19 protein-coding genes are annotated in these 25,191 nt (G+C 43.7%); 5 read left to right on the top strand and 14 right to left on the bottom strand.

Annotated features, from left to right (window positions below; translation table 11 throughout):
• Both MSG37_RS15240 and MSG37_RS15235 read left to right on the top strand, forming a co-directional pair.
• Complete coding sequence (locus MSG37_RS15240) at nt 1-3,036, top strand: molybdopterin-dependent oxidoreductase (RefSeq protein ID WP_248471509.1); 3,036 nt, start codon at nt 1-3, stop codon at nt 3,034-3,036.
• 224 nt (nt 3,037-3,260) lie between these two features.
• Complete coding sequence (locus MSG37_RS15235; protein WP_248471508.1) at nt 3,261-3,842, top strand: hypothetical protein; 582 nt, start codon at nt 3,261-3,263, stop codon at nt 3,840-3,842.
• A 115-nt stretch (nt 3,843-3,957) separates the two neighbouring features.
• Here the strand turns inward: MSG37_RS15235 and MSG37_RS15230 are convergent, their stop codons facing one another.
• From MSG37_RS15230 to MSG37_RS15220, 3 genes are all read right to left on the bottom strand, one after another.
• Nucleotides 3,958-4,524 carry a lipid-binding SYLF domain-containing protein gene (locus MSG37_RS15230; protein ID WP_248471507.1) on the bottom strand — a complete coding sequence of 189 codons (567 nt, stop codon included), beginning with the start codon at nt 4,522-4,524 and terminating at the stop codon, nt 3,958-3,960.
• 189 nt (nt 4,525-4,713) lie between these two features.
• The gene (locus MSG37_RS15225; protein ID WP_248471506.1) at nt 4,714-6,258 is read right to left on the bottom strand and encodes an MFS transporter; all 1,545 of its coding nucleotides are present in this window, start codon (nt 6,256-6,258) and stop codon (nt 4,714-4,716) included.
• A 55-nt stretch (nt 6,259-6,313) separates the two neighbouring features.
• Nucleotides 6,314-7,342 carry an HlyD family secretion protein gene (locus MSG37_RS15220; RefSeq protein ID WP_248471505.1) on the bottom strand — a complete coding sequence of 343 codons (1,029 nt, stop codon included), beginning with the start codon at nt 7,340-7,342 and terminating at the stop codon, nt 6,314-6,316.
• Nucleotides 7,343-7,545: 203 nt separating this feature from the next.
• Between MSG37_RS15220 and MSG37_RS15215 the strand changes: the two genes are divergently transcribed.
• Nucleotides 7,546-8,139, top strand: coding sequence for a TetR/AcrR family transcriptional regulator (locus MSG37_RS15215; RefSeq protein ID WP_248471504.1), 594 nt, complete (start codon nt 7,546-7,548; stop codon nt 8,137-8,139).
• Between the two features lie 44 nt (nt 8,140-8,183).
• On the opposite strand, the gene MSG37_RS15210 is transcribed toward MSG37_RS15215, so the two are convergent.
• Together MSG37_RS15210 and MSG37_RS15205 are read right to left on the bottom strand one after the other, a co-directional pair.
• On the bottom strand, nt 8,184-9,089 hold the full coding sequence (locus tag MSG37_RS15210) for a hypothetical protein (protein WP_248471503.1): 906 nt from the start codon (nt 9,087-9,089) through the stop codon (nt 8,184-8,186).
• Between the two features lie 156 nt (nt 9,090-9,245).
• Complete coding sequence (locus MSG37_RS15205; protein WP_248471502.1) at nt 9,246-11,906, bottom strand: ATP-binding protein; 2,661 nt, start codon at nt 11,904-11,906, stop codon at nt 9,246-9,248.
• A gap of 102 nt (nt 11,907-12,008) precedes the next feature.
• Here MSG37_RS15205 and MSG37_RS15200 point away from each other — a divergent pair, with 102 nt between their 5' ends.
• Nucleotides 12,009-12,497, top strand: a complete 489-nt coding sequence (locus tag MSG37_RS15200) for a hypothetical protein (RefSeq protein ID WP_248471501.1) — start codon at nt 12,009-12,011, stop codon at nt 12,495-12,497.
• A 2-nt stretch (nt 12,498-12,499) separates the two neighbouring features.
• Nucleotides 12,500-13,537 carry a porin gene (locus MSG37_RS15195; protein ID WP_248471500.1) on the top strand — a complete coding sequence of 346 codons (1,038 nt, stop codon included), beginning with the start codon at nt 12,500-12,502 and terminating at the stop codon, nt 13,535-13,537.
• Nucleotides 13,538-13,818: 281 nt separating this feature from the next.
• Here MSG37_RS15195 and MSG37_RS15190 read toward each other — a convergent pair whose 3' ends face one another.
• The 9 genes from MSG37_RS15190 to MSG37_RS15150 all read right to left on the bottom strand — a co-directional run bounded on the left by MSG37_RS15190 (nt 13,819) and on the right by MSG37_RS15150 (nt 25,132).
• Nucleotides 13,819-14,838, bottom strand: coding sequence for a hypothetical protein (locus MSG37_RS15190; protein ID WP_248471499.1), 1,020 nt, complete (start codon nt 14,836-14,838; stop codon nt 13,819-13,821).
• Between the two features lie 101 nt (nt 14,839-14,939).
• Nucleotides 14,940-16,421 (bottom strand): DUF3131 domain-containing protein, encoded by a 1,482-nt coding sequence (locus tag MSG37_RS15185; RefSeq protein ID WP_248471498.1) that lies wholly within the window; start codon nt 16,419-16,421, stop codon nt 14,940-14,942.
• Between the two features lie 19 nt (nt 16,422-16,440).
• On the bottom strand, nt 16,441-16,767 hold the full coding sequence (locus tag MSG37_RS15180) for an Hpt domain-containing protein (RefSeq protein WP_248471497.1): 327 nt from the start codon (nt 16,765-16,767) through the stop codon (nt 16,441-16,443).
• Nucleotides 16,768-16,810: 43 nt separating this feature from the next.
• A complete protein-coding gene (locus MSG37_RS15175) occupies nt 16,811-18,088 on the bottom strand; it encodes a glycosyltransferase (protein ID WP_248471496.1) in 1,278 nt (425 codons plus the stop codon).
• 144 nt (nt 18,089-18,232) lie between these two features.
• A complete protein-coding gene (locus MSG37_RS15170; protein WP_248471495.1) occupies nt 18,233-19,171 on the bottom strand; it encodes a hypothetical protein in 939 nt (312 codons plus the stop codon).
• Nucleotides 19,168-20,550 (bottom strand): DUF3131 domain-containing protein, encoded by a 1,383-nt coding sequence (locus MSG37_RS15165; RefSeq protein ID WP_248471494.1) that lies wholly within the window; start codon nt 20,548-20,550, stop codon nt 19,168-19,170. The genes MSG37_RS15170 and MSG37_RS15165 overlap by 4 nt, the downstream gene beginning before the upstream one ends.
• An 8-nt stretch (nt 20,551-20,558) precedes the next feature.
• Nucleotides 20,559-21,953: a DUF3131 domain-containing protein gene (locus MSG37_RS15160; RefSeq protein ID WP_248471493.1), complete on the bottom strand. Its 1,395-nt coding sequence runs from the start codon at nt 21,951-21,953 to the stop codon at nt 20,559-20,561.
• 10 nt (nt 21,954-21,963) lie between these two features.
• A complete protein-coding gene (locus MSG37_RS15155; RefSeq protein WP_248471492.1) occupies nt 21,964-23,289 on the bottom strand; it encodes a DUF3131 domain-containing protein in 1,326 nt (441 codons plus the stop codon).
• Nucleotides 23,276-25,132 carry a cellulose synthase catalytic subunit gene (locus tag MSG37_RS15150; RefSeq protein ID WP_248471491.1) on the bottom strand — a complete coding sequence of 619 codons (1,857 nt, stop codon included), beginning with the start codon at nt 25,130-25,132 and terminating at the stop codon, nt 23,276-23,278. The genes MSG37_RS15155 and MSG37_RS15150 overlap by 14 nt, the downstream gene beginning before the upstream one ends.
• Nucleotides 25,133-25,191: the final 59 nt, after the last annotated feature.

Here is a 25,191-nt window from a genome sequence, read left to right as displayed (position 1 = left end):
ATGGACAGACGTAAATTTTTAACTCAAGCAGGCGTTGTTTCTGTGGCTGCTGCAACAGTAGGCTGCAGTGATAAAGACTCTCCAATTCACCCGACTCGTAGTCAAGATGTGAGCTGCTTTGGCCATCCTATTCCGGCTGAATGCCTGCAAGACGCTAAGGGCGATTGGCAACTCACACCTGGCATACGTACCGCGTATTCTCGTTGTTTTAGTTGCTACAACATTTGTGGCTTACGTGTACGTATTGATGACAAGAATGACAAAGTGCTAAAGGTGGGGGGTAATCCTTATTGTGAGAATAACTCTGGCTCTCCACTACCAATCGAAACTAGCGTAAAGCAAAGCTATATCGCACTTGCCGGCGAAAAAGGCTTAACCAATCGTGCTACCACCTGTGCCAAAGGCGCTAGTTGTGCTGACTCTGTTGATGATGAGCGCCGAGTGACTCAAGTGCTTAAGCGTGATGGAAAACGGGGTGAAGGCCGCTGGGTCACTATTAGTTATGAGCAAGCATTACAGGAGATTTTACAAGGTGGAGATCTGTTTGGTGAAGGTCATGTTGAGGGCTTACGTAGTTTGCGCCAGCTCGATAAGCCAGCTAAACCGGGGTTCCCTGAATTTGGTAGCGCGGCCAACCATCTATTTGCAACTTATTGCGCCGAAGATACCTTGCGTGGCAGCTTTTATGCCCGTTTTATGCAGCAGGCTTGGGGCACAAGCAACTTGGGCACTAAACATGCCTATTGCGGTGCGGCGCAGGCAACAGGTTATAGCCTAGGTATGGCAGCAGGCTTTGAAGAATGGCTCAATGACGTTGACTGGGAAAACGTTGAGTACGGTTTATTTATGGGGACCAGCCCAGGCTCATCAGGGGTTAGTCTTAACCGTGTTGGCCGCGGCCTTGCTGATAGCCGCGTTGAGAGAAAGTTTAAGTATGTGTGTGTCGACCCACTGCTGCGTACCACAGTGGCTGCAGATACCAACGCCACTTGGTTAGCTGTTAAACCAGGCCAAGATGCCGCATTTTCTTTTGGTGTTATTCGTACCATGTTAGAAGAGGGCTGGTTTAATAAAGCGCACCTTGAAGGTGCGAGTGAAAAAGCGGCTAAAGCCGCTGGCGAACTTAACTATACCAATGCGGGGCATTTAGTTATTACTGATCCTAAACATCCTGATTATCGCCGTTTTGCTAAGGCTAAGGACTTTGGTTTAGGTGATGATGAAGCCATTATTGTAAAAGCTGGCAGCAATCGTCTGGTCTCTGCAGAAAGCGGTGATAAAGCTGAGTTATTTGTCAGTAAAACCCTTAAAGATAGTCGCGGCAGAAAAGTGAAGTTGGCGTCTTCTCTTTACCTATTAAGAGCTGAAGCCCAGCGTACCAGTATGAAACAGTATGCGGCTAAATCAGGCATTAGTGTTGATGCGATGCGTCAAGTGGCACAAGACTTAGGAAAATATGGTCGTAAGGCCTGTGTTGCTGGTAATGGTGGTACCAATTCTTCAGACGGTTTTGTAATGGGCTGGATTTGGGCGACGTTAAATACCTTAGTCGGCAGTCATGACGCTAAAGGCGGCGCTATTTATGGTAATGGCCCTATAGGCGGCATGGAAGGCCGTTACGATCTGGCGAATATCGATAATGGTGTCAGCCTTGATGGCGTGGTCAATGCTTGTCGTGATGGCGCTTATGAGTCATCAACTGAGTACAAACAAAAACTAGCTAAGGGACAAAACCCTTATCCTGCTAGCACGCCTTGGCATGAAGTTTTGCCAGCAATGAATGCTGCAGAGCAATGGACTAGCCATGCTAATAACGATCCTTACCAGGCCAAAGTGTTATTTAATTGGCGTAATAACTTCCTCTATAGCGCGGCATCGATCAGCCAAGAGGTCGTAGCAAGTATCGCTGATCCTAAGCGTCTACCACTGATCATTGGCATTGATTGTCATATGAATGAGACCAACCGTTACGCTGATTACTTTATTCCAGACCGTTCCATGCTTGAGGAATATGCAGCAGATAGAATGTGGGGATCGCACATGTTAGGTGTGGTGGCAGCTGCGCCATTGGTGACGCCAAGAACCGTTAAAAATGCCGCTGGACAGCATGTGTGTATGGAGCAGTTATTAGTCGATATTGCACTCGATATGCAGCTCCCCGGTTTTGGTAAAGGTGCCATTGCCCGTGAAGATGGTACAAAAGCCGATCTGCTTTGTTTTGAAGATTGGCATGCTAAGTATTTAGCGAACGTGGCTGCGCAGTGTGAAAACTTACCAACAGTAACCGCTGAAGATAGACATTGGGCAGGTCTTGAATATGCAATGACCCCCTTGATGCCTAAGCTCAATGCTAGTGAAGCCGCTGAAGTTGAGGCGTTATTATCGCGCGGTGGTTATTACGTGGCAGATGAACGTTATGACGGTGACTTTATTAAAGGGGCAGGCCCTAAGTGTTTGCAGCTTTATCATGAGGCGGTCGCCCAATTGCGTCATGCCTATTCTGGTGAGCATTATCCGGGCACGATTACTTATCATGAGCACCGTTTCTGGAATGGTGATAGTTGGGAAAGTCACTGGCCTGCTGCTGAGTATCCGTTGCTGTTTTCAAGTTACAAGGCCACAGTTCGTTCAAACTATGCCGTAGCGTATAAGCGAATCGCAGAGATTAGCCCAACCAACTTTGTATTTATGCATCAAGAAACGGCTAAGCAGCAAAACTTACAAGACGGCGATACAGTAAGACTGGTAACTGCGAACGGTAAACCCGCAGAGGGGTTGCTGCAAACTGACTTTGGCGTCGCGCCTGGAGCTGTGTGTGTATCCCATGGTTTTGGTCATTCACAGGGTTTTGGTGGTGATGACAGGGTGATTAATGGTGAAAAGCTAGCTGCGCTAAAAGAGCGGGCTGGTGGCGTTGCGATTAATCAAATGATCCCATCAGATCCTACTCGTAAACAATCAGCAAGTATGCTTAATGACTACTGGACTGGGGCAAACTGCCGTCATGGTATTCCGATCCGTGTCGAGAAAGTGTAATGGCGTTTTAAGATTGAAAAGAGTCTTGAAGCTAACAAACTAACAATTCGTTAGCTTCGAGATAGACTGATTTGTCCGGCTCAAAATTTTTGTTTTATCCTGCAACCTTCCCCTCAGTATTATGTTTGGCTGAGGGGCTTTTCTTCTGTTTAATCAAAGCAAATTGCTTCAGTTAAAATTTATCTCTTTGTGATAGTGTTAGTCACAAATCATCGGAGATAATAATGAAAACAATAAAATACTCAGCCCTTGCACTAGTCGCTGCTAGCTTTACTGCACCAGCAATGGCCACTACAGTTGAACAGAATGCTTTTTTCGATAACCTTGCAGCCCATTGTGGTAAAGCGTTTGCCGGTACGGTGACAGCGGGAAATACCGCAGATTCGGCATTTAGCGGCAAAGAACTTATCATGCATGTGCGTGAATGCAGTGACACTGTGCTGAAAGTGCCATTTCACGTAGGTGATGACCATTCTCGTACCTGGGTAATAACCAAAACACCTTACGGATTACATCTGGCCCATGATCATCGTCATAAAGATGGCACTGAGGATAAGGTGACAATGTACGGCGGTATGACTGCTGATATGGGCAGTGATACCGAGCAGTCATTCCCAGTTGATGCCTACTCGATTAACAACTTTAGAGAAAATGGCTTAGATGTGTCGGTGACTAACGTTTGGCATATGTATGTTAAGCCACAAGAGTTTACCTACCGCCTAACCCGAGAAAATCGCGATTTTAGAGTCGATTTCGATCTCACCAAGCCAGTTGCTCTACCTCCAGTACCTTGGGGCCATAAGTAGTCTGCGTTGCGGGTAAATATTGAATCGCCAAAACAGATTTCGAGCTTCTAATGCTCTAGATGTAGTTACTAAAAAGCCCGCTATTTTGCGGGCTTTTGTTTTTTTACTTTAAAAGTTACTTATCTTCAAAGGTGAATGATTGTCCGGCAAGTGCAGCTTCAAACATCAAACCGCCTTTGGCGACTGTAAATATCGCCATACCGTTAATGTAGGCGGCTTTAGCTGCGCTCTTACCTGCGCCAGCTGAATTACCCGTTGTTCCTGCTTGTGCATTGGCGCCAATATTAATGGCGACTGCAGAGGCTTGGGCACCAAATTCAAAACTGCCGCTAGTGAATTCGTTATAGGCCTTTTCATCTTTAAAAAAGATAATCTCGCTGTAGGCTTGGCCCCCTAGCTGAAAACCGAATGATACTTGAGTTAGGCTGGTATCGCCTGTGTAAGTGCCAGCACGATAAACTTGGCCTTTACCGTAAGCGGCTCCTATACCAATGCCGCCTTTTCCTACAGTAGGAAATAGCGCATAACCGTAGGCGTTATTAAAGAATTTCTGAGTTTCATTAGCTTGTTGAAAAGTGCTTTTAGCTTGGGCATAGCTATCTTCTGCTAAAGCTTGTGGGACTAATAGCATACCGGCAAGCAGACATAAGCTGGTGGCAATTTTCTTGATAAAGTGAGTCATTCCATTCTCCTAATCGTACAAACAGGCTAGACCTTAGCATACGCTTACTGAACGGAAAGTGAATGGCTTTAGTTAGACTTATTGCCAACATAGAATAATGACTGGTTATGAGTTTATGTTGGCTGTCGACTTTGTAGAGTTTATCTAGGGAGCCTTTTTGAAATAAGGGTTCAAGCTCCATGTCATTAATTAGCGCTTTGATTGCTCTTTCATCTGCTTGGCTGCTAACTTTTTACCTATGATTAGGATAGGTGCGAGCACAAACAGCGAGATAATAAACCATTGAAAATTATTGCCGCCAGCTACGGCTGCGGTTTGCAGTTGTAGCTGGCTTGAAAGTAAGCTAGCTACGCGCTCCGGTGTGGCCTGCAGCATACCTTGGTTTAACACTTGCGTTATAGTGGTTTGGTAATGAATAAAGGTAGCGCTCATTTGATTAAAATGTTGTCCGAGTACTGCCATAGAACTACTCGACTCAACACTCATCATCCGTGAAAACAGTGCCATACCGACTAGGCCACCCAAGGTTCTAAACAGGTAGAAGTAACCCACACCCTGGGGAATATGTTCCTTTTTAAAACTCGATAAAATTGAGATCGACACCGTGACATTGAGCAGGCCGACGCCCAGCCCGCGCAGAATTAATGCTGGCAACATATCGCTAGCACCACTGCTGACGCTGCTACCAGATAGCGAGACGCTTGAAAGTAAGATCATCAGTACCCCAATCGGCACTACGGCATCGGGTTTCAGTGTTGGGTGATTACAGATCCACACACTGAGTAATAAGCCAATAAACATACTGGCAAATGCAGGCAGTTGTAGCCAACCTTGTTCGCTATTGCTGTAATGCAGCACGCTACCAAGGTAAACACTGATGAGCATCGAGGTGCCAAGTACGGCAAAGCCTGCGAGAGCAGCGTTGTACATAAACACCTTATTCTTTAAGGGGCTTAGCACATCACTGGCTATATACTCCCCCTTGCCCAACTGCTTGGCTATGACAAATACGGCTAACAAAGTGAGTGCAGCACTGACCAGAGTGAACTGGGTAAAGTTGCTGTTATCGAACCAGTTATAGTATTGACCACGCATTAAAACCAGAGTGATGCCGCCCATTGCCGCACTTAAGGTTATTGCTTGTAGCAGGTTCAATGTTATTAACTGTTTGTTGTCGATGTAATCAAGAGGGCGCAGCCAAGCCCATGCTAATACCAACAGATACAAACTCGATTGCGCTGCAAAAACAAGCTGCCATAAACCATTTTCGGCTAACTCAGCAATGAGCCAAGGGTAAATGCCCATAGGTAGCAGGGTGGTCATCAACATCATGGCGCCTTCTGCAATAGCAATGTCTTGTAGCGACAGGTTGCGTAATACCAACACCTGCGCTGCCACTAACATACTACTCGCCGCAATGCCTGTAATGGCCCAAGCAACAAAGTGCCCAGCAACATTATCACTAAAGCCTAATTGTAAGCTGGCGACAAGCCCTAGCCCCGAACCTAGAGTAAGCAATTGCTTTGCACCAATGCGATAACTTAACCATGAGGCCAAAGGTAGTGTCAGTAATTGCGCCAAAATATAAATAATATTGAACCAAGAAGCATCATCGGCCGACAAGCTTAATGAGCCTGCAATTTCATTGGCAGCAGCATTGTAGATAGCCGAGGTGATCCCAAATGGGATCATGGCTAGGGTGACGATAAGAATAAGTTCGCGATGACGATTCATAATATCTGCTCTAGAAAAAGGTATGGGTTAATGCGAGCACTAAGGGCTAATAAGACTAACTATTACTACCAGTGTTAATACTCACTTCTGCAGACAGTCCAGGTACGATCCGACCTTTAAGGGCTTTAGGAATCGTTAAGCTGATTTTAACTGGGACTCGCTGCACGACCTTAACGAAGTTGCCGGTAGCATTATCAGGTGGTAATAAGCTGAACTGCGCTCCGGTTGATGGCGAGGTGCTGCTGACTGTGCCTTTAAGCGGTGCGTCTGGAAACATATCCAGCACTACATCAACGGTTTGCCCCGGCTGAATATGGGTTAGTTGAGTTTCTTTAAAGTTGGCTTCTAGCCATAACTCATCGGTGGGTACTATGGCTAATACGCCAGAGCCAGCGTTAACAAATTTACCAAGTTGCAGGGATCGGTTACCGATACGGCCAGAGATAGGCGCCAAAATTTGAGTATCTTGTAATGCAAGCTCGGCGAGCAACAAACTGGCTTGTGCTTGTTGTTGCTGAGCCAGTATTTGAGTGCGCTCAGTTTCTAGGTTGATCAGCTGCTGCTTGGCAGCCGATAACTTAAACTTGGCTGCTTGCAAATTGGCACTGGCAATGCGGGTTTTATTGGTTTGTGCGTCGTGCTGAGTCTTGCTGACCGCATCGGTTTTGACCAATTTTGCATAGCGAATGAGTTCTTTCTGCTCAAAGTCATAGCTTGCTTTGGCGACCTCCAGATGCGCGGCTGTTTCATCAATATTGACGTGCTGTAAAACGGCGCGGCTTTTATTGCTGTCCAGCGATGCAGTTACCATGGCTAAGGTGGCCTTAGCTTGATCTAGACGGGCAATATAATCCCGAGGATCGATGACGGCCAACAGTTCGCCGGCTTTAACTATTTGGTTATCTGTAACCAATATCTTAGTTATACGGCCTGACGCTTCGGCGCTGATCGGGGTGATCTCGCCATGAATATAGGCGTTATTGGTTTTTTCGGTATCTCCATTAGTGACAAAAGTGTTGAACGTCATGCCTAGTATGGCAACGAATGCAAGGGTCATCACTGTGGCTTTTGCTTTGGAATTCATAATATCTCACAACTTATCGTACTGTACTGGACGGTACGATAAGTTATTTGTTATAACTAGATCAAGTTAAATTTTAACCAAAGCGATAAAAAGATCGCTTGGGATCGCCAATAAACGCTCAGCGCGCTTATTACTCGCTTGGCTGAAATTGCATGAATAACACAGACCTGTTCTAATTAGGCCGATACAGGAGAGGTACCTAAATGCGCCCATCTACGCTAAAGAAACAACAGAAAATTATCGATGTCGCGACGCAACTTTTTTTTGAGCAGGGCTATGCCGAAACGAGTTTAGATCAAATTATTGAGGTGTGTGGTGGGTCAAAACAGACCCTTTACAGTTATTTTGGCTGTAAGCGTGGGATTTTGATCCAGGTAGTGACTCGCTGTACTGAGCAGGTAGGTAGTGCTTTTCAATTTGATGCTAAGGCGGATTTAGCTGAGCAACTTAACCAGTTTGGTTATGAATATTTAAAGGCTTTGTGCTCCCAACCGATTATCGATATCTATCGAATAATTGTCACTGAATCGCGTCGTGACAAAGAGCTGGTGGACTTTTTCTTATCACGGGGGCCGCACCGTTTTTATCAAATGTTGAGTGACTTCTTAAAGTTACAAACCACTCTTGGGAAGCTGAATATTGATAATCCAGATCAAGCGGCTAGCCAGTTAATAGGCCTGCTACGTGGTGATTATTACCAAGATGTGGTACTTGGCTTGGGGGTTCCCTCTCAAAATGAGATCCAGCAATATTCAGTGCAAGCTATCAGCATTTTCTTACGAGGCTGTCGAGCTTAAGCCGTTACAGTATTATCACACCGTAATCTTTGCAAAGATTACGGCTAGTCTTCTTTGAGTTGCTTTTCTTTTTTCTGTTCATCTTCTTGCATTAATTGCTGCAAATAGGCTAGTTCTTCAGAGCTAAGTAGTTGCTGGCTTGCCTGCATTGGCTTTTTAGGTTGTTGAGCTAATTTTCCACGTAAAAATGCAGCGCGAGTGATCTGTTTTAAACCGTATATTGCCAATAAATAAATGGTTAATAACAGTATTAACGTTGTCGCGGCTTGGTTAACGATAAATACTTGGTCGTCGATATAGAAAGGGATAATGATAAGTAAGGCTCTCAGTAACCAGTTACTCATTAGTGCAAGTGTTAGCACCAGTAACCAGCGAAACTTGATATCTTTTAATGAGTCCTGATGTACTCTGGAAGTTCGCCCTGGATAGCGGCTCAACATCTTAATGATGTAAAAAAAGTAAAGCGCAGTTTGAATGAAAAGCAGTGCAGGAAGCAATAGGCTAAGCAGATGTAAGTCTGTCAGTTTTGATAAATGTGCTAATTCGAATAGTGGCCAGTTGTGACCAAATAGCAGCCGGAAAGCCGCGGTAAATATGACTAATATTGCGACTAGAATAGCGGAATAAAAATGAGCTGAGAATCCAATGGGCTGCTCAATGTCATTTAAGCTGCGATCACAATACAGGTAAAGCAGTGGCATCAACAAAAAATAGACGGGAATGATTAAAATAAACAATAGCTGGAGAGGCGCTGGGGCGTTGCTGTTGGTGAGCAAACCGGTAAAAAAATACAGTGCCATTAAGCTAAAAATCGCACCGAGGATTTTATGATTACCACTGCGCTCACTGTAAATATAGCGGATATATAAACCTAGGCCTAAGCAGTGAATACCGCCAAGCAAAGAGATCCACCAATAACCTTGTGAAAAAAGCTCATTAAACTCATTCATGTAACTTTATTTCAACTGATTACTAGATGAGATGCAAGTGTTGAATAAATAGACGACTTTGAATAATAACTTCTAACCTTTTCTGAGAGTAAGTGGCAACTTATTATTGCCACCGTTCTCTTAGTGTAGAAGTAAGTAATAAACTTGCTTAGTTTACTAGCTGGCCAGTTTGGGAATTGTTCTTAGCTTGTGCAGTAAGGCTTCTTTTTTAAATGGCTTAGCAAGGTAGTCGTCCATACCTGACTGATAGCATTTTTGAATATCTTGATCGAGCACACTTGCTGTTAGGGCAATGATAGGTAAGCGTTGCTGCGAGTTGTCACTTTCCCAGGCTCTAATTTTCTCGGTTGCAGTGAACCCATCCATAACTGGCATCATGCAGTCCATCAAGATGGCGTGAATTGCTTCTCCTGTGCTGATAAATTCATAGGCCTCTTGGCCATTATTGGCGATGATAAAATCAAAGCCTGCTTGCTTGATCAGTAATGATGCGACCTTTTGATTCACTAGATTATCTTCAACGATCAAAATAACCACATTAACTTTGTCCGTTTCATTGCTATTTTTACCGCTATTATCTGATGTTGCACAATGTTGTTTTAGGCGTAAGTCACGGCGTTCAATACCATTGTGAATTGCGTTTTTAAAGCGGTTACCCAGCAGTGGCAGAGTAATAGTCGCATCCATATTGTCTTGAGTTCGTTTTTCTGTAGGCGTGTTTACCGCAATGGTGAAAATATTCTTTTGCTGCAGTAATTCAGGCAAAGTGCTAATAGCATCTCTGGTTGAGCATGAGCTATCTACAAACAGTAAATCGAATGTTTGCTTATCTTGGAGCAAGTCAAAACATGATTGGTAGTGATAATTGAGGTTGAATCCTTGCTGTTGACACTCTTTGTCTAGCAGCTGATTTAACTGAGAATTATTAGAGATAAGCGCTGCAGTTAACCCTTCGAATTGATTCGAAGTAGGTTTTTCCATAGTGATGATTTGTGACTTTAGCGCGATGGTAAAGCAACATCCTTCACCTTTAACTGAGCTGATGCTAATCGTTCCGCCCATTAACTCGACTAACTGCTTACAAATTGCCAATCCTAGGCCGGTGCCGCCAAATTGGCGCGTAATAGTGTCATCCTCTTGGGTGAAAGGAGAGAATATTTGCTCTTGTTTCTCTTTGGCAATCCCTATTCCAGTGTCGTGAATGCTTATTTGCATATCAATATAGCCAGCAGTGTCTTTAGTGCATTTAGCTACGACTTTGATACTACCTTCGTTAGTGAATTTGACTGCATTGGAGAATAAGTTCATTAACACCTGTCGCATACGATGTTCGTCGAGCGAGATCAGGTAAGGGATTTCATCGTCAATTTCCACTTCTAAAGTGAGATTTTTCTCTGCAACTTTTGCCAGCACTATGGTTAAAGTGTCGTAAATTACCTCGGTAATATTGGCATCCGTATTGGTGATAGACAGATTTCCAGATTCGATTTTTGATAAATCGAGGATGTCGTTAATTAATAGCAATAAGGTTTGCGATGAGGTTTCAATGGTTTGCAGATATTCATTTTGAATGGCTGTTAGCTTAGTGCCAGCCATAATATCTGACATACCAATAATACCGTTTAGTGGGGTTCTAATTTCATGAGACATATTGGCCAAGAATGAACTTTTAGCTTGGTTGGCTTTTTCTGCTTCGGACTTTGCTCGAAGAATCTTTTGCTCATTTTGATGGCGCTCGTTAATCAGGTTATTAAGTTTGTTGGAAAACAGGCTTAGTTCATCATGGCCACTTTCATTGATTTTTTTCGAGTAATCATGGGTTTCTTCAATTTGCGACATGGTTTTTATGACATGACGTAAGTAGTTGATGATACGGCCATATAAGTTGGCGCCTATCAAGCCAATGATTAACAGTGAAATGAACAGTGCTGCGCAAAATAACAGAATTAGGTTTTTTGATTGCTCGATTTCGTTGTGAATATTGTTCGTTAATTGGCTAGAAAAAGTCCCAACAACAAATTGTATCGAGCTTAGGCGCTGGGCAAAGGCTGCCAGACTTTGTTGTGGATCTTCAGCTAAGGTATCGCCATTTAAAATATGGCTCCTAAGCTGGTAACTTTGTTCGAATGCTTTATCAGAAAAGGTGTTGAGCAGTAGTGATACTTGCTCTGGTTTGGCGTTGATATCAATAAACCTTTCAACATAAAGCTGCTGACGTTCGGTGATGGTATTAAGTTGGTTGAGTAATTCACTGCTGTTGCGATTTAATAGTAATTGATTAATTAACCATTTTTCTTCGGTTGACCATAATGAAAGCCATTGCAGCTGATATAAGATGGCGAGTTCACGAGTAATTTCTTCACTAACGTCTGAGCGATCTTTCTCTAAGGTATTAATGGCTTGAACTTGTAGTTCATTGATCCAAACAGACCAATCATTTAGCCCCAAGGCATCAACTTCAGCAAGCTCACCTGTGGCACTAGTCATACTTTCAAGCCAAGATTGCATCTCTGCAGCATACTGAGGTGTAAAAGCTTTTGGTAACTGCTGCTCTACATCTTTAATCGCTGCATTTAATTGGTTGAAATCGACATTAACACCAAGTCTAAATAGCTCCTCTCTCGCTTGGTTAATGTTGTTATTTAAATTTGATAATGATTGCAGAAAGTCGATTTTATGATTGACTGTATTTAATTGCTGAACATGGCTTCTTTGGGCTTTGATTTCTAAGCCAGATAAAAACGAGGCGAAGATAAGAGGCAAAAGGACAAGCGCCAACATCCGTGTTTTTATTGAAAAATGGTTCAATAAGTTCATTTCTGCTCCATGAATTGAACAAGTTAGCGGTTATCTTGTGGTTTAAACAAGGCTTTACTATATTCAGCATAGTACAAAACTATCTAGGACTGAGGGTTTTTAATGTTTAAGGGACTAAACAGGCTAATACGGCTGCTATGCCGCTCGTTTTTTGTCGTACTTCTATTCCTTTTCGCCTCAGTTAACGCGTCAGCCGTTGTTGCTGAAAATGGTGATGTCGAATTTGCAGTTTTCAGTTTAAACAATGATTTGCCACCGTTAAGTAAAAGCAAAGCACGTATGCTTTATCGCGGAAAATCAAAGCGGATCTCAGGTAGTTTAAAGATCGTTTTGGTCGATTTGCCCGAGGCGTCTATTCATCGTGAAGACTTCTATAAAATGTTATTAGGTAAGTCCGTTTCTCAAATGAATGGCTATTGGGCTGGGCTGGCTTTTTCTGGCAAGGGCTCCCCACCTGAAGAACTAGATAGTGACGATATCAAGCAAATTTTAAAATGGTTAAACGATAATCCTAATGGCATTGCTTATGCGCCTATTGAGTCAGTACCTGAAGAAGTGAACATATTAATAACCGTGCCACAGGGAGAGTAGTCATGTTATTTCGTCGAATTGCCGCTTTTGCTTTACCTATGTTGCTGCTTAGCCCTGCAATGGCTGCTATTGAGCTCACCGATAATATTAACCTAAGTGGTTTTGGCTCTACTGCAATCAGTAAAACTGACAATCGCACGCCATTATTCATCAGTCGCGAAATTACTGATGAAGCTTGCTATGACTGCGATACGGTTTTTGGTTTGCAGTTAGATGTGGATATTTTTGATGGTTTTGCGGCCTCTGGCCAAGTGGTTAAACGCACTCAAGATAAATGGAGTGATCCTGAGCTTGAATGGGCTTACCTATCTTATGAGCACAATGAGTTTGAGGTAAGAGCAGGGCGATTGAGGTTGCCACTATTTTTAGCCTCTGAGTACTATTATGTGGGACAAGCTTATCCTTGGGCTCGCCCGCCACAAGAAGTTTATGACAGTATTTTGGGCTTCACTTCATACGATGGTTTATCACTCGCTTGGAACTACGAGTTATCTGATGGTTTGCAGCTAACCGTGTCACCTTATTATGGATTTGAACGCTTAAATGAAGTGGATTTAGGTAATCTAAAGTTAGAGTTTGATACCGAATATATGGCCGGAATGTATGTGGATTTAGTTGGCTTCAATTACCGAGTTCACAGTGGCTATATGCAAGTTAAATATACTCAACGCCCCTTTCCTGTAACTGAAAAACTTGATATTTACACCTTAGGTGCGGAATACAGTTATGAGTCATGGTTATGGATGGCAGAGGTTGAGGTTGATCGTATTCAAGCTAATTGGTATGCCTCTATGATCTATACCTTTGATGATTTCTCTCCTTATTTAACCTACGCCGAAAGTCATCAGTCCCGCAAGAGTAAAGGGGTAACTGCGGGCGTTAGATACGATGCGACATCCACCATTTCGTTAAATTTAGAGTACCAAATGGTCTTCTCCAGCGAGGAGGGAAATCGGGGGCAATTTATTACATCGCCCCTTGAATACGATGAAAGCTCAGATGTTGATTTAGTGACCCTCAGCATCAATTTTGTATTTTGATTATGGATAACATTCTATTTTGGCTAGTTTTTTACTTGGCAATGCTAGTGCTCTCAACCGTTATTGGTTATAGCAAGGGCAATGTTGTAGCAGGGGCGCTATTAGGTTATGTATTGGGACCAATTGGCGTGTTATTACTTTTATTCAGTAAAGACCGCCGAAAGCTTCCTTGTCCAGAGTGCCACGCTAAGATCCATCGGCATTCTTATTTTTGTCCTAACTGCCAGCAAAAGATATTTAATCGTTTGAAATGATAATCTAGATTGCTAGCGAGTGGAGTGTTAGAACTTGAATGAGTAACTAATGCTGATGGATCCATCTTTAAAGCGGCCGGTATCAGGTCCTCTATCTGCACTATTCCAGCGATTACCTGAGTAGTTATTGTATTGCACAGTAATCGTGCCTGGGCGCCAGTCAAAGTAGCCAAAGCCATAAGTAAAGTCGGGGTTCCAGGGCTGTTTCTGCGCACTATCTAAATAATAAAATGCCGTCGCGTTGACATACCAATTCCCGACAATGGAATACTTACAACCTAAACTAACGGTTTGATGTTGCGTTTTATATTCAACACTTTCTAAATCGAAATACTCAGGCGTGTAGTTATAATCAATTTGGCAGCCAATAGCGCCATCATCAGTAAACGATAGCCAGTCAATAAAGGGTTTAGTCACAGGAAACTTCCAACCTAATGACCAAGTTCCTTGCGAGAACTTTGTGCGCTTAACTCCATCGCTTGGGTTGAAGCGGTTACCACCGTAATTTGAGTAGAGCAGGCTAAATGTATATGGTCGCCAGTCGCTATAACCAAACACATAGGTAAAGTCCGGGTTCCACGCTTGCTGCAGATCTTTATCAAAATAGTGATAAGCGGTGGCTGAAACAAACCAATTACCTATGATGGCATATTTTAATGACAGGCTAGCGGTGAAGTTTTGATTACTTGGTCCTGTGGTCGAGTTTGCGGGTAATACTGCCGGCGTGTCTACTAACGGATAGCCTAGGTTGATGCTAGCACTCCATCGCTTGTACCAAGGTATATCTGCATCCCATTCTTCGATAGGCAGCATAAACGAACTACTTATCCCTTTCCAAACTAGCTCAGCTTCGCTCTCACTTGGATTATCTGTGGTAGGTGTTGGAGGCGTATTGATAATGGCTGCAGGATTACTCTTAGGAGCATGTTTAGCCATTTGAGTTTGGTGCTCAGCGGCGCTGCTCGAAAATGTGAGCAGAGAACTGATACCTAGCAAGGTAACAACTTTAGTATTGCTACTGTTTTTCCACATTAAACGTTGAGTCAATCTGCTTCCTTGCCTGAATGCGCTTGCTGCCTGCGCTCCCTATAAATGATTATATACTGTGTATCTTGCAGTGATTGTGGCTGCTACTGCCATATTATTTTTTAATGGTTTATGGCTGATATAGCCGTAGTTTCTTGTTTAGTCTCTCGTTGCCCCAAGGAGGGGAGAATTGCCCGCTGGGCGCGAGATTTATACCAAAGACTGACTAAGATCAGTGAGTTAGTATTTATATTATAGGCGGTATTTGTTTTACCGTTGGCATAAAGGCCAGTTGGGATAACGTTATGACGAGCGCTATTACTAATAACGAGTTCGGCAAGCTGTTGGCTATAGGCTTCATCAAAAAGAACGCTCATAGCAAATGCCGCTTTATTGCTAAAGGTTTGTGGGTAACTAACAGCTTTGCCTGAGTGAGATACACTTTGCCAAGGCTTACCTTGGTAAGTGATATTGTTGTATAAAAACCAAGGTGCTTTGTTTAACGAGTCTTCAGCGTAGGCTGAGAGTTTGCTAGTCGTTTGCGCATTTTGTTTATGCAATTGATATAGAGATAAAAGCTGATTCCAGCATGATTCCTCATAGCCTATTTCTATGGCGTAGAGTAGGTAAGGGTCTAAAGTGAAAAAGGGTAAATTGCCTTTATCAATAAGCAGCTTAATACCATCCAATTCAGTGGTTTCGAGTTTGTCACATTCAAAAGCGGTAGCAACATTTAGGCCCGCAAGTTGGTAGCCGGTTGCAGCATATTGTAAATAGCCTAAACGGCCTTCTTGGCGAAAGTATTCTTTTTTAGAGGTCAGCTTAGTGCCGTATAAGTTGCCCTTGTGAGTAGCACGCTCAAGCAACCACTTAGATTTGAGTTGGTGTATTTTATTGGCCAGAAAAGGTTTGTGGCGCTTGAGTATTTCCAGCCAAATATACAGCCTGCCTAAGTCTAGTGCAGACCAGCCATTACCATTAGCAGCTGTTTGACTCATTCTGCCTGAGGGCTGAGCTGTACGAGTATTATATTGTCTATTGGGTAAGGTCGCTTTATATAGCGGCAACTCGAGTAGCGTATCGAGCATTTTTTCGAGCCTGAATTCCGTGAGTTGTTGCGAGTTTTCAGATAGTGCTTCAAGCGCTAATAATCCGCCGATACCACTAGCGACATCCCACATGGTTGCGTGAGTGTAGCCTTGTACTGAATCAATCAAACCTGTAGTCGCATTCCAGTTTCTATCAAAATAGCGTTTGGCTTTATTGATGAGTAATTTTTCATGGCGAGTTAACTCAATAACGGCTGTGTGCTTAGTTGGGTTTAGCTCTGTCGCTGTTGGGGTAATTTTCGCGGATACTTGTTTAGTCTGGTTCGTTTGGTCAGCTTGAGTGACTAATTCTGAGTCATGACTAACCTTCGGGATCACCGCTCGGCGTTGAAAGTGGATGATTACTGGGGGTGAGTCTTTTGTATGTTGTAAATTACGTGAAATGCTTTGTGGTTGGGCGGGCAACTCAGGAGCTGAAGCCGCGGCACAAGTATTTATTAGTGCCGCGAACAGTAAAATGAAGAAGCAATAGCTTGAGTGGTGAGTTTTGGGCATGCCATCACTGAACCATTACTTAGACTAATATAGTGTTGATTTGCTGATTAATTGCACGAATTTCTTGGCATAGATCTTTGATGGCGCTCTCTTCCGGTAATGTACCTGCTTGTGAGCTAGACTCTACGATTTGGGCTAAAGTCATAGCATCTTGCGCACAGAGATTGCTAAACATACCTTTTAATTCATGGGATATTTTGAATAAACCATCGAGATCGTCACTCATGTACCTTTGTTGAATGACACTATCGCATTGACCATATTCTTCCATGTATAGGTTTAGCAGCATTTCCACCATAGAGTCATCATCACCGCATATTGCCTTAAGTTCTTCAATTTTTATCATCACTCGCTTCCTTGCTTGGCTACATCCAATGTACTTGTTGAGGTTATAAGCTGGACTCAAATGGCGCCGCTTTGACCTTGGCTAACCAAGTGGATAATGCCAGTGGGGTCATTAAGGCCTCATTGCCAAGCTCGCAGTCTTTGGCATTCAGTAATTCATCGGGTAGCGTATCTATGATTAATTCAAGATCTTCAGCAGTTCTAACATGCTCATCAATCACTTGTGCCATCTCTTTACTGTAATAAATATTTCTGGCTCTTAGGGCGGTAACGAGCCCCTGTAACAAGGTTAACCAAGTGCTCATGGGCCCTTGAGTGATAGAGGCTGATTCTGCTGCTGAATCAACAAAAGCAAAGGGGATAGTATCTATTTTTAGGTTGTGCTGCATAGCCGCCAGAATCCAATCAGTATCGAATGAAAAATCAAATACGCTTGGTTTAGCTAAAATGCAAAAAAGTGCTTCACGGCTAAACAGTTTATAGGCCGCTTGTGTATCGTGAATGCCTTTAGAGAAGATACTCGAACCGACCATTCTTTGCATATGGCGCAGAGTCTTGATCCCTACTCCCCAGCGTTGTTCTTGTTTTACCAACACTGACATTGGATGTTTTCGGTTGCCCAGTACGACTTGTGCATGTTGCTCAATAAAGGGCTGCAGTATTAGGCCTAATTGCCCCATATGCACTGAGTTATCCGCATCGGTATATAGCACTGCATCGACATTGTCTTCTAAGGCTTTTACACAGCCGTGAATAATCGCGCCGCCTTTTTTGGAGTCATCAACGTGCTGCAGGTTTGCCAAAGGGCCGTGCTCAAGCTTAATGCCATCGCTGAGTTTTAGTACCTGAATTTTAGCGCTTTGGGCCGAGTTTTCGGCTATCCGAGTAGCGATATCGAAACTTGCGTGAGGGCAGCCATCGTCAACTGGATATAAGCGCCAGTCGATGGGGGTGTCGCGGCAGATCCAATCTAATTGATTGACTTTGGTTAGCAATGAGTTTTCACCGTTAGGGTTGTTGCTGGATTTACCCAATAATCTATGGTGTTCTCCCCACATAGCAAAGACGACACCCACTGTGATTGGTTGTTTAATTTGTTCGGCATATTGTCTTGAAAGCACAAGCTTAACAGCAAGTTGAAAGGCTAGTGGGCAGTCCTCTTTTTGCGATAGCAAAATCAGCTGCTCTGGCGGAGTTCGTTGCAGATCGAGTAAAGAGTCTGCTAATTCTAGCAGCGCCTCTTGGTGAGAAGCTTCGGTTAGGTCAAACTGGTTGCTTGCCGCGCGGTAAAGTTGCTCTAGATCTTCTCTGGGGGTCATCATAACGAGTCCTTTCTATGGTGTTGCTCTTCCTGATAAACGGCGGCAAAACTATTTAGAAATAGAATCTAGCCGTTACCTATTAGGCTAGTAATAGATTTAAAAAACAGCAAGTTTCTAGGCGATTTGTCATGTGTAAATTGCCTATTAGTTTCGGTTTTTCTCTGAGGGCTTTTCTTGCTGGTCTGTTTTCGCTGGCTGTGATTCTGCCTGAGTTGGGATCGGCTCAATTTGGCGTTTTTGTTTTGCTTCAACTTGAGGGTTTTGTGTTGGTAACAGATTTCCTTTAGCCATTGGACTTTGTTGTGCAGCAGCTGATATTTCTGTGGCAGATGAGTTAACTTGTTCTGTTTGTTGTTGCGGTAAATTTTCTTGCTCGACAGGTTTTGTAAGCGTGCCTTCTGCTAAAACTGGCGCAATGGTAAAAGCAGGTGTCTGCGATACATTAGTTTGGAGCCCTGATAGTTTTTTTTCACCACTGTTTTGTGCGTTTTGCTGGATTTGTTCTGCCGAATAGGGGTTAGCAACTACAGCCGTTATATCGCTATTTTGCTCTAGACGGTTGAGTCCAAGTCGCGGAGACATAAATTCAAAAACGGCTAATTTGTCATCCCATACTTGTAATACGCTAAGCTCCAGATCCAGTGACGCATCTATACCAGCATTTATGTCATTCACTTGCATCGCGACTGACAGTTGGGTGTTAGCGGTTTCAAAACGCTGATGTAATTGCTGTTGTAACTGCGACCAGTTTGTTCCACCTGTGAGCAGGTATCGAGTACTGTCAGCCCAATATTGGTAAGCAATGGGATCTTGGGCTTTATCGGCAGCAATGGCTGCTAGAGAGGCCGCGAGTCCAGCACCTTGCCACATTTGCTGTGGAGAAAGGTTTTGTGAATTACCCATAAACTGGATACTGAGCTGATGCCAATGTGCAGCAGCTTGATCGTAGGCACCTTTTTTAACGAGGTAATTGCCTTTACTAAAGGGTTTAAGAGAAAGTGGCTGTGGCAGCGCATAGGCTGCAAGGCTAATGAGCAGACTAAGACTCACTAGCGTAATTGCCCAGCGATAACGTTTACTCATTTGAAGGTCTCCGTTAGGCATTTTCCGGGATGATTAAAGCGCGAGTTAAAGCGAACGTCACGATATTGCTTGTCGCTATTTGGCTGGTACAACTTACCTACCTGCTTATAGAGCAAGGCTTCCAATACTCCAGCATTAGTTTTTAAGGTAATGCTTTTTTCATAGGCACTAGAGCGTTCATAGCGCCCTTCATACCAGCCGCGCTGAGGGTGATACATCTCTTGCACTAAGGTGAGTAGTTTTTCGGTGTAGTCAGTTTTCCAAAGTGCCCACATTTGAAATGCAACTCGGGTTGAAACTAATGCCAGCTGATCATGGCTACTGCCATCTTCAGCTACCGTTATCCAAGGGGTACCGAGTGCGTAAATTGCATCGTAAACAAAGTAAGGTTCACCCGAGACAACGTGTTCACCTCTAGCGGTATAGATACGTTCTTGCTGCCATCTGCTTTGCTGCACTAAATAAATAGAGTCGGCCATTGCGGCTAAGCCAACATTGCTATGAGAAGCATCGGATGAACTGAGATCATCGATATCGTCCCAATTAAATTCTAATCCTAGCCACAGGTAGGGTGTACTAAAAACAGGTCTCAGTACATCGGTAAAGCGCGGATCTCTGCCATCAAAGAGTAGATCAATGCCATTGATAGTAATCACTTCATAGGGTTCGAGGCTTATATTTCTATGGGGAATAATCCCCCAATCTAAGTAGCCATAAGATGCATACTCTTCTATACCAAGTCGTCCCTCTTTGTATGGGTGAACTTGGCCCCCAGAAATATTACCGCCGTATAGCTCACCTTGTTCAGAAACAAGGCTACAAAAATTCCATCTCAGTACGCCTTTATCTATGTATTCGGCAAATTGGGGATTATTCTGTTTGGTTATCGCCAGCGAAATAAGTAAGCGACCTATATCGATAGCTGACCAGCCGAGTTCTGCACTTTGATTGGCATAATCGACCATGCCTCTACTGCTGGTGGAGTAAACTTTATTGGGCACACCTTGGCGAGTGAGCGGCATGTTTGCCAAAAAATCGATCGCCATGGTGAGACGCTCATCGTGCTCTCGTGATGAAATAAGCTCGAACTGTTTAGCGGCTTGCAATGCAATCAAATAGTCTGCCAGTGAGGTCATATCCATAGTGGGATAATTATCAATAGAATTAACGAGTCCGGTAGCGAGTTGGGTATTATTGCTGAAATAACGCCATGCAGTATTGGCCCACACAAGCTCTTGCTCGTTGAGCTCCCCATGGCGCCCCTGGCGAAGCAGTTGTGACTGATTCACCCCAGAAACGCCTGACTGCACCCCTTGATAGATAAGACCACAGCCTTGTAGACAAACAACGATTAGCGCTAGCGCACCATATCTGTGCATAGAAGGCCTTATTGCGATGCTAACTGTTTAGGTAAGCATTGGCTTTGATATTCAAAAGGATTATTGAGCGCTTTGTCCCAAAGGCTTGGTGCTGTTTTATCTTGATATTGCAGTAGCTTGCCTTGTTTTTTGTAGAGTAAGATCTCTAGTAAAATGCCGTTATTGTTTGAGGTGAAAGTATTGATTAAGCCTGTGCCATTTTCATAAATACCTTCGTAAAAGCCTTTCTCTCGGTCGTAAACATTACTCACATGTTCAAATAGCAAATCGGTATACTCAGTATCCCATAATACCCACATCCCCATGGCGCCTTTAATCGCTACCGCCGCATATTGGGGTAAGAACTCTCCGGCTTCTGAAATGGTATTCCAAGCAAAACCGTCGGTATAAATGGTGTCGTAAACAAAGTAGGGCGCGCCTGCTAATTGATGCTCAGTACGAGCGGTAATAATGCCGGTCTCGTGATAACGCTTTTCCTGAACTCGATAGATTTGCAGCGCAAAATCAGCGACCCAGTCGTGGCTATAATCGTCATCGTGAGCAGTTCTATCACTCGTAACGTCCCAGCCAAGTTCAATACCATCTAAAACATAACTTTCGGTCACTACATAACTATGAGCTTTGAGTTTGCGGGGGTCTCGAGTGTCGTAAGGGATATCATAGCCGTACATATTGATTGTTGCGTAAGGCTCAGGCATCAATGCCTGATCGGCATTAAAGCCCCACAATTCGAATCCTTTAGCGGCATACTCTTCATAGCCTAAGCGGCCTTCTTGTAAGTACTGAACTGGCTTGCCAGGTTCTAGAAGCGCGCCAAACATGGTGCCGTTTTCATCGATAACATTGCAAAAGTTCCAGCGCAAAACCGCTGAGTCGATAGCACTGGCATATTGCGGGAAACGATGTTTAATGATGTGCAGCCAGATAAGCAGTCTCCCAAGATCTAAAGCAGAATAGCCAATCTCACCAGGCTGGTTAGCGTAATCTACTTTTGCTGCATTCTGTGTGTTGTAGGCTTTGTTGGGCAGCTCACCCATAAACAGATCTATGGTGTTGAGAGTGGTAATAAATTTGGTAAAGCGGCGATCAAACTCTTCGCGCTTAATGATGCCAAACTCTAATGCGCTCACCATGCCAGCTAAGTAAGATGATGCATCCCACCAGGTAACTGATGGGTAGTTATTTACCGCATTAACCAGCCCTGTGGATTCTTGATAGTTATTTTCAAAGTACTTCCAGGCAATGGTTGCCATTTCTAGTTCTTTTTCGGTGAGATCTCCTGAGCGCGGTTCAGGTGTATCCCAGTGGCTATGTCGTTTGACTATGTCATTTGAAAAGCCTTGATAGCTATTGCCGCAAGCTGTCAGGGCGCATGTTAAGCATAATAGTGGTACTAAGCGCATACAGTCCCCTTTATTGTTGAGCGTCAACACCAATATTGAGTAAAGAGCCACTCTGGATATAGGCGAGTGACTCTAAAACAATGCCGTTGGTGTTTGCTGTAAGTGTTTTATTTATTTCACCATTACTTTCATATAAGCCTGAATACCAACCTTCGGAGTCGGAGTTAAGTTGGTTGACGCCGTTGATTAACTTGGTTGCATAAGGGGTGTCGTATAGCGAGTACCAGCCAAAGGCTGCTTTGGTTGAAAGGGTTTTATAAGCAGAGGCATCTTCGCCTGTATCGGTAATTGAGTTCCACTTTTTGCCGTCTGAAAACACTGTGTTGTAAACAAAATACGGGGCTTGGTCTATGTGGTCTTCGCTTACAGCTGTAAGAATACCTTGTTGCTTAAAGCGCGCTTCTTGCGCTTTATAAACACGATAGGCAAATACCTTAGAGATACTGTCACCGCCAAATTCTATGCTGTCGAGAATATAAGATTCACTCACAACATAGTTATGAGCATGATACTTGGCAGGATCGCGGCTATCGGTTGGAATATCTACGCCGTTAATGTTGATAAGTTTTAAGTAGTCAGCATATTTAAGGGCGTTAAATACATCGCGCCCCATTAAGCTCAATGCTTTAGAAGCATATTCTTCATAGCCAATACGCCCCTCTTGCACCAACTCTATTGTGTTGCTAGCGGAGAGCCTTGAGCCATACATGTATCCATCTATGGTCATGGCAGTAATTTGCCAATGCGCTAATACCGCATTCACTTGACGGTTAAACTGCGGGTACTGCCAGATTAAAATATTCATCGGCACCAATATTCGGCCAATATCAATAGCCGACCAGCCAATGCCGCCTTCTACAGGGGTATTGTCGTAGTCAACCATGGCTAATGTTTGGGTGTTGTAGGCTTTGTTGGGGAGTTCGTCTCTTACTAATGGCAGGCGTGCGAGTGAATTAAGGGCTTTTTCGGTTTTAAGGCTAAACTCCTCAAAGCCTATGACATTAAGCCTATGGGCTGAAATTAGGGCCATTAAATATGAAGCCGTATCCCACATGGTTGTAGATGGATAACCGTCAACAGAATTAACTAAGCCGGTGTTGTCCTGATAGTTATTTTCAAAATACTGCCATGCAATATTAGCCCATTGATATTCTTCATCGGTTAATACTCGGTTTTCTCGAAATGGAATTGGCTCGCTTGGGGTAAACGACAGGTTACCCAGCACTTGATTGTATTCACGAGTTTCAATCGTAAATGCAATGACTAAAGCGGTAAAAAGGCCTGCTAAAAATACAATGTGGTGGCGCGCTTTAACCCATGAGCTAGTCGATTCCATAATTTAACTCCTCTACGTTTACTTGGCTGGGTTCATTGGACGCTGGTGGCGACCAGCAAGCTGCGGCGATCATTCCCCACATCGCCATCATGTTATTTAGGGCCCAAAAACTATTTAAAATTAAGCCGCCGAGGGAGTAGTTACCAAATAGCTGTGCACTATAGGCATACCAGGCAAATCCCATGCTGGCAGCACTTAATGCTAGGACGGCAATCTGTGGGATCACTAAGTGTAAAAAACGTCCCTGTTGTCGATTTTTCGGTGTGGTGGGAAAACTGATCTTCTTGCCGCGCAATACCGTCCATAGAGCTTTTAAATTCACGGGGAAAAAGGATAAAAAGTTAGTTTTACCTTGATACCCCGCAATGCCCCATGTTCCGACCATCATTGCCAGTTCTGCAGTGATCACAAAAGGTAAAAAGTGCAAATAGAAAGTGGTGTCGTAAGCACTGACTGGGGCAATACTTGTGAGGAAATAAACAATAGGGCAAGCAAGAAAAATGATATTCCAAATGGCGGACAAGTTGGACCAAAAGCTCGCGCCATACATTAATTTTTGCTTGAGGCTCATGCCTTTTTTAAATAAAGGGTTATCATTCATAAAGATATCGATAGAGCCGCCAGAATATTTAAATCTTTGTACTGTCCAGCTTTGTAAATCTTGTGGCGAAAGCATTTTGCTTTCTATCTGTGGATGCTGGATAGAACGCCATTGACGTTCAGTATCGCTATGTAGAATGAGTGAGGTATAAATATCTTCTGATACGTGGAATTTGTAGGGGGTAAATTCAGTATCGAAAATAATCTCTTGGCGCAGATTACTCGAGATACTGCTATCGACTTGTTTTTCTTTAGTCAGTTTTCGAATTTGCTTTTCTACCGCGTCATGCTCTTGGCTAATTTGCTGACTATAGCTACGCAGCGCTGCCTCCATAACGGCTTCACGGCGGTGAATCGAGCCGGCGCCGCAGCAAAATGATGCATTGGCCCAATTACGCCTGCGTTGAATGACGTCGTAAAACATTTGTGGGTCATTGGCGAATGGGTCTTTGCCTAATGTGACCGGGCCATAGAGTTTTTCAAAAGCACTGCCGAGCCAGCCAAATGGTGTTCCTAGGCGACGCTTGAGCCATAAAGGTAAACGCTCACCAGCTGGGAGATCAAAGAACCATTGTGGTGTTTGTACCCAGGCAACATCGGGATCTTTAAAATAACCTAGGGTATTAGACAGTATGCTCGGGAAGGGGCGAGTATCGGCATCGCAGATCACAATAAAGTCGCCATAAGTTTGTTCTAAAGCGTTCCTAAGGTTACCCGCCTTATAGCCAATATTACTGTCTCGAGTAATGTATTCAACATTGAGATCGGCTGCCAGTTGTGCCATCTCTGGTCTTTTTCCGTCATCGAGAATGAAAATGCGGATTTCAATGTCGTGTGGATAGGTTACTTTGAGGGCATCTTTAATGCTCAAAGCAACAAGCTCTGGCTCTTCATCATAAGTGGGAAATAGAATATCGACACTTACAGGTCTGTCATCCATTGGCTCTTTAATACATTGATTGATTGAGTTTGGTGGGCTTTGTTGTGGCTCGTCTTTGGTTTTCCAAAGATTAAAAGTAAATAAGATTGTACCGATAAATGCACATGACTCGGCAAAGGCTAGTGGCAGTGAAAACCACATAGCGTCATAGTTTAAGGCAAAGCCCCAGCGCCAAATGAGATACCACAACCCGAGGCAGATATTGCAGGTTGCTAGGTATTGATAAAGCAACTCTCTCGGTAAGCTATATGGCGTTGCTTGCGGCGGTTTACGTTTTTCAAACTCGTTGAAGTAAAAATCCATCTAGCTATTCTCCGTATACGTACTGTTAGCTTAGCCATCAGCTAGCAGGGCTAAAGGCA

Origin of the sequence: Shewanella sp. 1CM18E, from assembly GCF_023161665.1 — a bacterium.
Lineage (GTDB): Bacteria > Pseudomonadota > Gammaproteobacteria > Enterobacterales > Shewanellaceae > Shewanella.
Note: the sequence above shows the minus strand (reverse complement) of the source record. Positions and strands in the feature narration are given on the sequence as shown.

Excerpts from the sequence above, each read along its gene's own strand:
- MSG37_RS15170 (WP_248471495.1), bottom strand. The coding sequence starts at position 19,171 with ATGAGTAAACGTTATCGCTGGGCAATTACGCTAGTGAGTCTTAGTCTG.
- MSG37_RS15205 (WP_248471502.1), bottom strand. The coding sequence starts at position 11,906 with ATGAACTTATTGAACCATTTTTCAATAAAAACACGGATGTTGGCGCTT.
- MSG37_RS15155 (WP_248471492.1), bottom strand. The coding sequence starts at position 23,289 with ATGGAATCGACTAGCTCATGGGTTAAAGCGCGCCACCACATTGTATTT.
- MSG37_RS15200 (WP_248471501.1), top strand. The coding sequence starts at position 12,009 with ATGTTTAAGGGACTAAACAGGCTAATACGGCTGCTATGCCGCTCGTTT.
- MSG37_RS15210 (WP_248471503.1), bottom strand. The coding sequence starts at position 9,089 with ATGAATGAGTTTAATGAGCTTTTTTCACAAGGTTATTGGTGGATCTCT.
- MSG37_RS15185 (WP_248471498.1), bottom strand. The coding sequence starts at position 16,421 with ATGCCCAAAACTCACCACTCAAGCTATTGCTTCTTCATTTTACTGTTC.
- MSG37_RS15240 (WP_248471509.1), top strand. The coding sequence starts at position 1 with ATGGACAGACGTAAATTTTTAACTCAAGCAGGCGTTGTTTCTGTGGCT.
- MSG37_RS15165 (WP_248471494.1), bottom strand. The coding sequence starts at position 20,550 with ATGCACAGATATGGTGCGCTAGCGCTAATCGTTGTTTGTCTACAAGGC.
- MSG37_RS15195 (WP_248471500.1), top strand. The coding sequence starts at position 12,500 with ATGTTATTTCGTCGAATTGCCGCTTTTGCTTTACCTATGTTGCTGCTT.
- MSG37_RS15160 (WP_248471493.1), bottom strand. The coding sequence starts at position 21,953 with ATGCGCTTAGTACCACTATTATGCTTAACATGCGCCCTGACAGCTTGC.
- MSG37_RS15225 (WP_248471506.1), bottom strand. The coding sequence starts at position 6,258 with ATGAATCGTCATCGCGAACTTATTCTTATCGTCACCCTAGCCATGATC.
- MSG37_RS15230 (WP_248471507.1), bottom strand. The coding sequence starts at position 4,524 with ATGACTCACTTTATCAAGAAAATTGCCACCAGCTTATGTCTGCTTGCC.
- MSG37_RS15235 (WP_248471508.1), top strand. The coding sequence starts at position 3,261 with ATGAAAACAATAAAATACTCAGCCCTTGCACTAGTCGCTGCTAGCTTT.
- MSG37_RS15175 (WP_248471496.1), bottom strand. The coding sequence starts at position 18,088 with ATGATGACCCCCAGAGAAGATCTAGAGCAACTTTACCGCGCGGCAAGC.
- MSG37_RS15150 (WP_248471491.1), bottom strand. The coding sequence starts at position 25,132 with ATGGATTTTTACTTCAACGAGTTTGAAAAACGTAAACCGCCGCAAGCA.
- MSG37_RS15220 (WP_248471505.1), bottom strand. The coding sequence starts at position 7,342 with ATGAATTCCAAAGCAAAAGCCACAGTGATGACCCTTGCATTCGTTGCC.
- MSG37_RS15215 (WP_248471504.1), top strand. The coding sequence starts at position 7,546 with ATGCGCCCATCTACGCTAAAGAAACAACAGAAAATTATCGATGTCGCG.
- MSG37_RS15180 (WP_248471497.1), bottom strand. The coding sequence starts at position 16,767 with ATGATAAAAATTGAAGAACTTAAGGCAATATGCGGTGATGATGACTCT.